Source organism: Microbacterium sp. 69-10 (genome assembly GCF_001897945.1).
Taxonomy (GTDB): domain Bacteria; phylum Actinomycetota; class Actinomycetes; order Actinomycetales; family Microbacteriaceae; genus Microbacterium.
Genome location: NZ_MKRT01000024.1, coordinates 228,289 through 237,014, shown reverse-complemented (window position 1 = coordinate 237,014; position 8,726 = coordinate 228,289). Strand labels below are relative to the sequence as shown.

Below are 8,726 nucleotides of genomic sequence, written 5' to 3'. Positions count from 1 at the left end.
CCGACGGCGTTGTCGGCGAGCAGCTTGCGGAATCTCTCGATCGCCGTCACCGGAATGCCGTCGTAGACGAGCTTGCCCTTGTCCATCACGACGACTCGATCGCACAGCGACTTGATCTGGTCCAGCGCATGGCTGACGATGATGATCGTGCGCCCCTCGGTCTGGAACTCACGGATCTTCGCGAGGCACTTCTCCTGGAACTGCTCGTCACCCACGGCGAGGACCTCATCGACGAGCAGGATGTCGGGATCCGTGTGCACGGCAATGGCGAACGCGAGCCGCACGTACATCCCCGAGGAGTAGAACTTCACCTGCGTGTCGATGAAGTCTCCTACGCCAGAGAAATCGAGGATCGCCGGGAACTGCGCATCAACCTCCTCCGTGCTGAGTCCGAGGACCGAGCCGTTGAGGTACACGTTCTCGCGACCGGTCAGATCCGGGTGGAACCCCGCGCCCAGCTCGAGCAGAGCAGCGACGCGGCCGCGCTGCGTCACCGAGCCCTCGGTCGGCTGAATGATGCCGCCGAGGACTTTGAGCAGTGTGCTCTTCCCCGAGCCGTTGTGTCCGATCAGACCGATCGTCGTGCCTGCGCTGATGCCGAGACTGACGTCGCTCAGGCCCCAGAAGTCCTGCCGGTGCTGCCGCCCCGCCCTCCCCAGGGTGACCACACGCTCCTTGAGCGACGAGTCCTTGCGCACCGTGAAGCGCTTCGATACATGGGCCACCCGGATCACCTCGGGCGCGGGCACGTCGAACTCGTGCGTCGTTACATCGGTCATGATCACAGCTCCTGCGCGAAATTGCCCTGCAGACGCAGGAAGACACGGTGGCTTACGAAGAGCAGGATCAGGCCGACAACCAGTGCGACGAGCATCCTCAGCATGAGATCCCCCGGCCACTCCACCGCATCGCCGGCGACCCAGAACGCACGCTGGAAGCCGAGGACGGCCAGCGTGAGCGGGTTGTTGGTGTAGAGCTCGATCAGCCAGGGGATGTTCACGAGCTGCTTCACCATCTGCCATGCGTAGACCACGGGCGAGGCCCAGAAGAGCAGCATGGTGATGACATCGACGAGATACTGGGTGTCGCGGAGATAGACGTTGATCGCACCGCAGAGCAGCGCGAGCGCGAGGCCGAAGACCACGATGAGCGCGAGCGCAGGGAGGAAGTAGATCAGCCCGGCGTGCAGCGGAGGCTTTCCGATCGCGACCGTCGCCACCACCAGGACCACCAGCTGGACTCCGAAGTTGAACAGCGCAGCTCCCGTGCTGGCGAGAGGGAAGACCTCACGCGGCACGTACACCTTCTTCACCAGCCCCGCGTTCGCCAGTATCGACCCCGTCCCGCCCACGAGGATCTCCTGGAAGAGCCCCATCGCGGTCAGACCCGCGAACACGTAGATCGCGAAGTCGGGGATGCCCCGAGCCGCTCCGAGGAAGTGGCCGAGCACGACGAAGTAGATCGCGAGCTGCATCAGAGGACGCGCGAGCACCCACAGGAACCCGAGCGCCGAGTCCTTGTAGCGTGCCTTGAGGTCCCGTTTCACGAGGAGCGAGAGCATCTCCCGATGATCGGCGATCTCCCGGAAGGGACCGAAGAACCCTCCGGTCGATCCCTTTCCAATCGCGCCGATACTCCGCATCGGAAGCGCGGCGATCCGTGCGAATCTCGCTCCGGCCGCCGAGGGCGTGGCCTCTGTCATCCGTTCATGCTCCCTTGTTGCCGGATGCCGGCAGGATCCTGCGCAGGATACGCGACGGACGCAGTCTGCCGAGGCGGCGTCGCCACGGCGCGACTCTCGCGAAGGCTGCGCGCAGGCGCGGCTCCAGCTGTGGGTTGTTCATCCGTGCGTACATGTAGGCGAAGTCCTCGAGTCGGCCGTCGCCGAAATCACCCGCAGCTCGCATACGCTCGATCTGCTGCATCGTCGTGTCCATCATCGTGCTGGACATCTGGTCGTGGTTGTACTCGAGCGCGGTATAGCTGCGGGCAAGATACGCGGGTGTCGCGATCGTGCGCGTGTGGTATCCGAGCTCCCCGGCCGCGTACGACGGCATACGTTCGAGAACGTGAGCGAGCCCGCCGTCCTTGTACGCCTCCGATCCTCCGAAGTCCTCATAACTCCACTCGTGTTCCAGCAGGAGCCTGAGCGCCTCTGGGCGCGCGAAGTACATCGAGCCGAACGGAGCGAGCGGGGAGAGCTGGTCGACCGGGACCCGGATGCCGAGCTCGTTCGCCAGCTCGACGAAGCGCGGACGGTTGTCCCACCACGCGTGCCCCATCGTGCCGTATCCGATGTGGACCATCGGCGGATACGCGAGCCCGAGTCCCGGCTCACGCTGGAAGAGCGCCACGACGTTCGCCACGTAGCCCGCGCTGGGAAGCAGATTCTCGAACTGTTGCCTTGCGAAAAGGCGCCCGGGGTTGAACGCGTCCTGCGGCGTCTTCTTCGAGTGAATCTTCAGGACGAGCTCGTACTCGCCGCTGAGGAGCTCTTCGCGACATGCGATGAGGAAGGCACTCTGATCACGACCGTCGTTCGATCCCACGACGCGCACGTCGATGCTGCCTCTGCTGCTGCGCTCGGCGAGCACCGCTTCCAGTTGCGCGGCGCGGTCTTCGTCCGACGTGGTCACGATCAGGTCGTACTCGCTCGGCAGACGGTCCAGTCCATCGAGCATCGCGGTGGCGAGCTCCGGATAGTGGATGTGTGCGACGGCCAGCGTGCGCATCGGAGCAGACTCGTCATAGGTGCGATCGTGCTCCGGAATCACCTCGAGAAGCGCCGCATCCGCGTTCAGCGTGCGGGGCTCCACATTCCGCGCGAGATCCTGCATGAGGATCGGCATCGGGTAGCCGTAGCGGGCCGCGGCGTCGAGCGTCCATTTCCCGACGACCGCGAGGCGGTCGAGATACGGCGGCCATTGGAAGAAGGGACGACGCTTCAGCGTGGGACACCCCGCGTCGAGCAACTGCTCGGCGTAGAGCACGGCATGATTCTCGATCTTGTCCGTGATCGTCGGGAACGCCACCTCCCCGACGAAGCCGAAGGAGGTGAACCTCTCGGTGAAGACGGCCTCGTGGTGCACGACGGCATCCGAGTAGCTATTCATCACGGGAAGGTTCGCCCAGTAGTCGATCCACTCCGTGCTGGCGACGAGCTCCTTGCGCGCCACGAGCCAGTACGACTGCAGGTGGTAGGCGAGGTAGCCGACATGGGTGAAAGGGTTCGGCTCGACGCGCAGGTGATCGGTCATGCCCCAGAAGTGAAGCTCCTGCTTGTCCATCCGCTCGAACACCGGGTCGAACGGCCGTACCGGGCCGAACCACGTGTCGTTGGCGAGGATCACCTCGTCGAACTCTCCGATGGCGTCGCCGACATGGTCGATGCCATGCTTGTATCCCCAGATGTCGAAGCCGGAGTTCTCTCGCTCGAGGACCTCGTCCGAGACCTCCTCGAGCGTTCGGCGCCCCTCAGGGGTCAGCGGGCCGTTGGAGATGACGAGGATACGGTCGCAGAAACGACGAAGGTCCTTCAGCGCATATGGCACGTAGTCCTCGACCTCCCCGCGGCGATCGTAGACGACGTAGACCAGCAGACGCGTTCCTCCCTGGGGGAAGCTCGTCGCGGCACGACTGGGGTAGGCGGTGAGCTCTGCGGTCCTCATCAGAATCCTCCCCGGCGGTTGCGGAGCCGGCGCAGCCCGTATCGGAGCGCCTTCTTGCCGAACTTGAGCGTGCCCAGCACGATGTACGCGGCCTGATACGCCGGGTTCACGATCTTGGCGAGCAACGGGTGGTTCCGGGTGAGGTACATCCGCGACAGGCCGAAGATCCCGCTGCCGCTCATGCGTCCTGCGCTCTGGATCAGCTGGATCGACTCGACCGGATACCCGGTCGTGGTGGAGAAGAGCTGGTCGACCTTGAAGTCGATGGCGGTATGACTGATCGCCGCATGCTCGGGCGTGAGCACTGTCTGGGAGTAGTACCCCGCGTCTGCTGCGACATGAGCGATCACCCGCTCCTGCACCCGCGCGAGATCCTTCATCGGGCCGGAGGACGTGTAGTCCCTGTACGACAGGTCCTGCTGCGCGAGCGGTGCGAGCGCTTCCGGCCTGCACATCCACATGCCTCCGTACGGGGCGAGCGGAGAGACCTGCTCGAGGGGTGCGCTCACGCCGAGTCGAGCCAGGAATCGCGTAGCAGCGATCCGATATCTGCCGCCACCCCAGCCAGAGCCGAGAATCGAGTATCCGATGTGCATGGTCGGAGGGAACACGACGCCCAGATGCGGTTGCGCGGCGAAGAGCCCGAGGACGTTGCGCACGTACTCCTTCGAGGCGAGGAGGTTCTCGGTCTGATACCGCATGAAGTAGCGCACGACGTTGAGCGTCTTCTTCACATGCTTGCGCGCGTGGACCTTGACGAGCACGTCGTAGTCGCGTCCGAGGAGAATGTCGTGGCAGCCGACGAAGAAGTCGGCCATGTCGCGGCCTTTCCTGGACGGCGTCACACGGACGTCGAGTCGCGCGTTGCCGAGATTCCTGGATTCGACGAAACGCTCGATGCGAGCGGCCTTGCGTCCGTCGGTCGTGGTGACGACGAGGTCGAACCCCTCGGGCAGCACCCCGAGCTTGCCGCAGAGCTGCTCGAAGGCAGGCAGGTCACGCGCGTAGACGACAGCAGCGACACGGAGGTTCCTCGGATCGGCGCTTGGTATGACGCTGCGCTGCGACAGTACCTCCAGGAGACCGGCGTTCGCGTTGAGCGTGCGCGGCGGAACAGTGCGTGAAAGCGCGCTCAGCGTGCTGTCACGGTCGAGACCGTGCCGTTCGGCCACACGCAAGAGGTCATGTCCGACGATCCCCTGCCGGTCGAGGTACGGCGGATACCAGCCGAAGACGCCCCGGTCGAGGAATGGGTAGCCGTCCTCGATCAGCAGATCCGCCACGTGAGCGGGGGCGTTGGCGGTCGGATAGTCGGCCGCGGGGAAGGCGAACTCGATACGACGACCCGCAGCGATCAGCTCAGGGGCGATCGTCCTCTCGTGCTCCGCCTCGCGCGGGCGCTGCCGCTGATCCTCCCAGAAGCTTCGCCATTCCTCGCTCTCGAACAGCGACCGCCGAGCGACGAACCATGCCCATGGCATCGCGACGAGCGGATGTCCCTGCTCGTCGAAGGAATCATCGAGCGCGCCGGTGATCTCTGCGGCCTGCCACCCGTCGCCCGAGACCGCGTCCATGCGCGCCAGCATCGCGTCGAAGGTCTCGAGCGGACCGAACCAACCGTCACCGGTGAGCACGATCTCGTCGATCTCGCCGTGCCGCGGTATCAACGCTTGCAGACCGTCACGGTAGTTGCTCGGAGAGAACCGAAGGGTCGGTACGGGCACGATCCGGACGTCGAGGTCAGCGAGCCGGGCCTCCGCATCCGCCACCCCGGCGGGAACGGTGACTATTAGATTGGTCGCCTTCGCGCCGACAGCGGAGATCGCGGCGACCGTGGAGTCCTCGAGGGCACGCGAATCACCGGCGAGCGCGTAGACGACGGCTCTCCGTGGTGCAGGGAGCACGCCGTTGGGCACCACTCAGCGGCCCCCCTGCTGCAGCGCTTTGAGCAGATACTCGCCGTAGCCGCTCTTGCGCAACGGCTCGGCGCGCTGCCGGAGCTCGTCGTCGGTCAGGAACCCCATGCGCCATGCGACTTCCTCGGGGCATCCGATCGACAGCCCCTGGCGCTTCTCGACCGTGCGGATGAAGTCCGTCGCCTCGGCGAGCGAGTCGAACGTCCCGGTGTCGAGCCAGGCCGTGCCCCGGGTGAGGAGCTGCACCTTGAGCTTGCCCCGATTGAGATACTCCCGATTGACGTCCGTGATCTCCAGTTCCCCGCGCGGCGACGGCTTGAGGCTCTTCGCGATCTCGATGACGTCGTTGTCGTAGAAGTAGAGACCCGGGACGGCATAGTTGCTCCTGGGCTGCACGGGCTTCTCCTCGAGGGAGACCACGTTGCCCGCCTTGTCGAATTCGACCACGCCGTATGCGGTGGCGTCGTCTACCCAGTAGCCGAACACGACGCCGCCGTCGAGCTCGGCGTACTGTCGGAGCTGTGTGCCCATCCCCTGTCCGTAGAAGATGTTGTCACCGAGCACGAGCGCGGCGGACTCGGAGCCGATGTGCTCCTCCCCGAGGATGAACGCCTGGGCGAGGCCGTCAGGCGATGGCTGCGTCTTGTAGGTGATCGAGACGCCGAACTTGGATCCGTCGCCAAGAAGCCTCTGGAAAGACTCGGCGTCGTGCGGGGTCGTGATCATCAGGATGTCGCGGATGCCGGCGAGGATCAGCGTGGACAGCGGGTAGTAGATCATCGGCTTGTCATACACGGGGACCAGCTGCTTCGAGACGCCGAGGGTGATCGGGTGCAGCCGGGAGCCAGTGCCGCCGGCGAGAATGATGCCACGCATGGGTACTAGTCTCCCTGATCGCGAGCACCTGAACAAACGCCACGAATCCGCCGAAGTCGCGCCCGGTACGCTGGTCGTCATGCAGAGACTGCTCGTCACCGGCGGCGCCGGATTCATCGGTTCGAACTTCGTGCACCACGTCATCGAGAACACCGACGCCCACGTCACCGTCCTGGACAAGCTGACCTACGCAGGAAACAGGGCGTCGCTCGACAGCCTTCCCTCGAACCGTCTGACGTTCGTGCAGGGGGACATCGCGGATGCCGAGCTCGTCGACGGCCTGTTCGCCGATGTCGATGCGGTCGTCCACTACGCGGCCGAGTCTCACAACGACAACTCGCTGCACGACCCACGGCCGTTCCTCGACACGAACATCATCGGCACGTACACCCTGCTCGAGGCCGCGCGCCGCCATGACCGCCGCTTCCACCACATTTCCACCGACGAGGTCTACGGCGACCTCGAGCTCGACGACCCTGAGCGGTTCACCGAGTCGACGCCGTACAACCCCTCTTCTCCCTACTCCTCCACCAAGGCGGGCAGCGACCTGCTCGTGCGCGCGTGGGTGCGATCGTTCGGTGTGCGGGCCACGATCTCGAACTGCTCGAACAACTACGGCCCCTACCAGCACGTCGAGAAGTTCATCCCGCGTCAGATCACGAACGTGATCCGCGGCATCCGCCCCAAGCTCTACGGGGCCGGGGAGAACGTGCGTGATTGGATCCACGCCGACGATCACTCCTCCGCGGTGCTCACCATCCTCGACAAGGGCGAGATCGGCGAGACCTACCTCATCGGCGCCGACGGCGAGAAGGACAACAAGTCCGTCGTCGAGCTCATCCTCACAGAGATGGAGCAGCCGGCGGACGCCTACGATCACGTCACCGATCGAGCCGGCCACGATCTGCGCTACGCGATCGACTCGACCAAGCTCCGGACCGAACTCGGCTGGGCGCCGAAGTTCGGGGACTTCGAATCCGGCCTCGCCTCGACGATCGCTTGGTACCGGGACAACGAGGCCTGGTGGGCGCCGTCCAAGGACGCCACCGAGTCGTTCTACGCGTCCAAGGGCCAGTGATGACGGAATTCGGCAAGGCGCTGTCGTTCACCGAGACGGCGATTCCCGGCCTGCTCGTCGCCGAACTCCCGGTGCACGGGGATTCGCGCGGCTGGTTCAAGGAGAACTGGCAGCGCGAGAAGATGGTCGCCGCCGGCTTGCCCGACTTCGGTCCGGTTCAGAACAACATCTCGTTCAACGACGAGGTCGGCACAACCCGCGGCATCCACGCCGAACCCTGGGACAAGTGGGTCTCGGTGGCGACGGGGCGAATCTTCGGCGCCTGGGTGGACCTGCGCGAAGGCCCATCGTTCGGCACCGTCTTCACCGTCGAGATCGATCCGTCGCGCGCCGTGTTCGTGCCACGGGGCGTCGGCAACTCCTACCAGACGCTCGAGCGTGACACCGCTTACGCGTACCTGGTCAACGATCACTGGTCTGCGGACGCCGAGTACTCGTTCCTGAACCTCGCCGACGAGACCGCCGCGATTGCCTGGCCGATCCCGCTCGCCGACGCCGAGATCTCCGCTAAGGACCTCGCGCACCCCCGTCTGGCCGACGTCACCCCGATCCCCCCGAAGAAGACGCTCGTCCTCGGCGCAAACGGACAACTGGGCCTCGCGCTCCGCGCGGCTTTCGGCGACTCGCCGCGCTATGAGTACGCGGGGCGCGAATCCCTCGATCTCGCGAGCCCACAGCTCGCGAACGCACGCCGGTGGCGCGACTACGACACGATCATCAACGCCGCCGCGTACACGGCGGTCGATCTCGCAGAGACACCCGACGGCCGCGCGGATGCCTGGGCTGCGAACGTCTTCGGCGTGGCTGCCCTTGCCCGGATCGCAACTGAGAACAGCATCACCCTCGTACACGTGTCGAGCGACTACGTCTTCGACGGTGCTAGTGCGGGCGAGTACACCGAGGACGACAGAGTGCGTCCGCTCGGCGTGTACGGTCAGACGAAAGCCGCGGGCGACGCGATCGTGAGCACGGTCCCCCGACATTACATTCTCCGCACCTCTTGGGTGATCGGCGAGGGCAAGAACTTCGTACGGACGATGGTTTCGCTTGCTCAAAGGGGCATTGATCCCCAAGTCGTCGATGATCAGATCGGCCGGTTGACGTTCACATCCGATATCGCTGCGGCAATCCAGCACCTCCTGCGCGAACGCCCGAAGTTCGGCGTCTACAACGTGACGGGATCGGGCG

General features: G+C 65.0%; 7 protein-coding genes. 2 read left to right on the top strand and 5 right to left on the bottom strand.

The genetic code is table 11. From position 1 onward, the window contains the following. From BGN97_RS12180 to rfbA, 5 genes are all read right to left on the bottom strand, one after another. Positions 1–779 (bottom strand): ABC transporter ATP-binding protein (locus tag BGN97_RS12180; RefSeq protein ID WP_292701810.1); only part of this gene is annotated, 779 nt, incomplete at its 3' end. Between the two features lie 2 nt (positions 780–781). Further along, positions 782–1,561, bottom strand: a complete 780-nt coding sequence (locus BGN97_RS12175) for an ABC transporter permease (RefSeq protein WP_292701807.1) — start codon at positions 1,559–1,561, stop codon at positions 782–784. A gap of 145 nt (positions 1,562–1,706) precedes the next feature. Beyond that, positions 1,707–3,668, bottom strand: coding sequence for a rhamnan synthesis F family protein (locus BGN97_RS12170; protein WP_292701803.1), 1,962 nt, complete (start codon positions 3,666–3,668; stop codon positions 1,707–1,709). Next, on the bottom strand, positions 3,668–5,587 hold the full coding sequence (locus BGN97_RS12165; RefSeq protein ID WP_292701800.1) for a rhamnan synthesis F family protein: 1,920 nt from the start codon (positions 5,585–5,587) through the stop codon (positions 3,668–3,670). The genes BGN97_RS12170 and BGN97_RS12165 overlap by 1 nt, the downstream gene beginning before the upstream one ends. Further along, positions 5,588–6,460 carry a glucose-1-phosphate thymidylyltransferase RfbA gene (rfbA, locus tag BGN97_RS12160; protein ID WP_292701798.1) on the bottom strand — a complete coding sequence of 291 codons (873 nt, stop codon included), beginning with the start codon at positions 6,458–6,460 and terminating at the stop codon, positions 5,588–5,590. A gap of 79 nt (positions 6,461–6,539) precedes the next feature. On the opposite strand from rfbA, the gene rfbB reads away from it, so the two are divergent. After that, the gene (gene rfbB / locus BGN97_RS12155; protein WP_292701795.1) at positions 6,540–7,538 is read left to right on the top strand and encodes a dTDP-glucose 4,6-dehydratase; all 999 of its coding nucleotides are present in this window, start codon (positions 6,540–6,542) and stop codon (positions 7,536–7,538) included. Further along, a partial coding sequence (locus tag BGN97_RS12150; RefSeq protein ID WP_292702195.1) for a bifunctional dTDP-4-dehydrorhamnose 3,5-epimerase family protein/NAD(P)-dependent oxidoreductase occupies positions 7,538–8,726 on the top strand: 1,189 nt, incomplete at its 3' end. The genes rfbB and BGN97_RS12150, both read left to right, overlap by 1 nt.

Coding starts and splice junctions, on each gene's coding strand:
- BGN97_RS12175 (WP_292701807.1), bottom strand. CDS start 1,561: ATGCTCTCGCTCCTCGTGAAACGGGACCTCAAGGCACGCTACAAGGAC.
- BGN97_RS12170 (WP_292701803.1), bottom strand. CDS start 3,668: ATGAGGACCGCAGAGCTCACCGCCTACCCCAGTCGTGCCGCGACGAGC.
- rfbA (WP_292701798.1), bottom strand. CDS start 6,460: ATGCGTGGCATCATTCTCGCCGGCGGCACTGGCTCCCGGCTGCACCCG.
- rfbB (WP_292701795.1), top strand. CDS start 6,540: ATGCAGAGACTGCTCGTCACCGGCGGCGCCGGATTCATCGGTTCGAAC.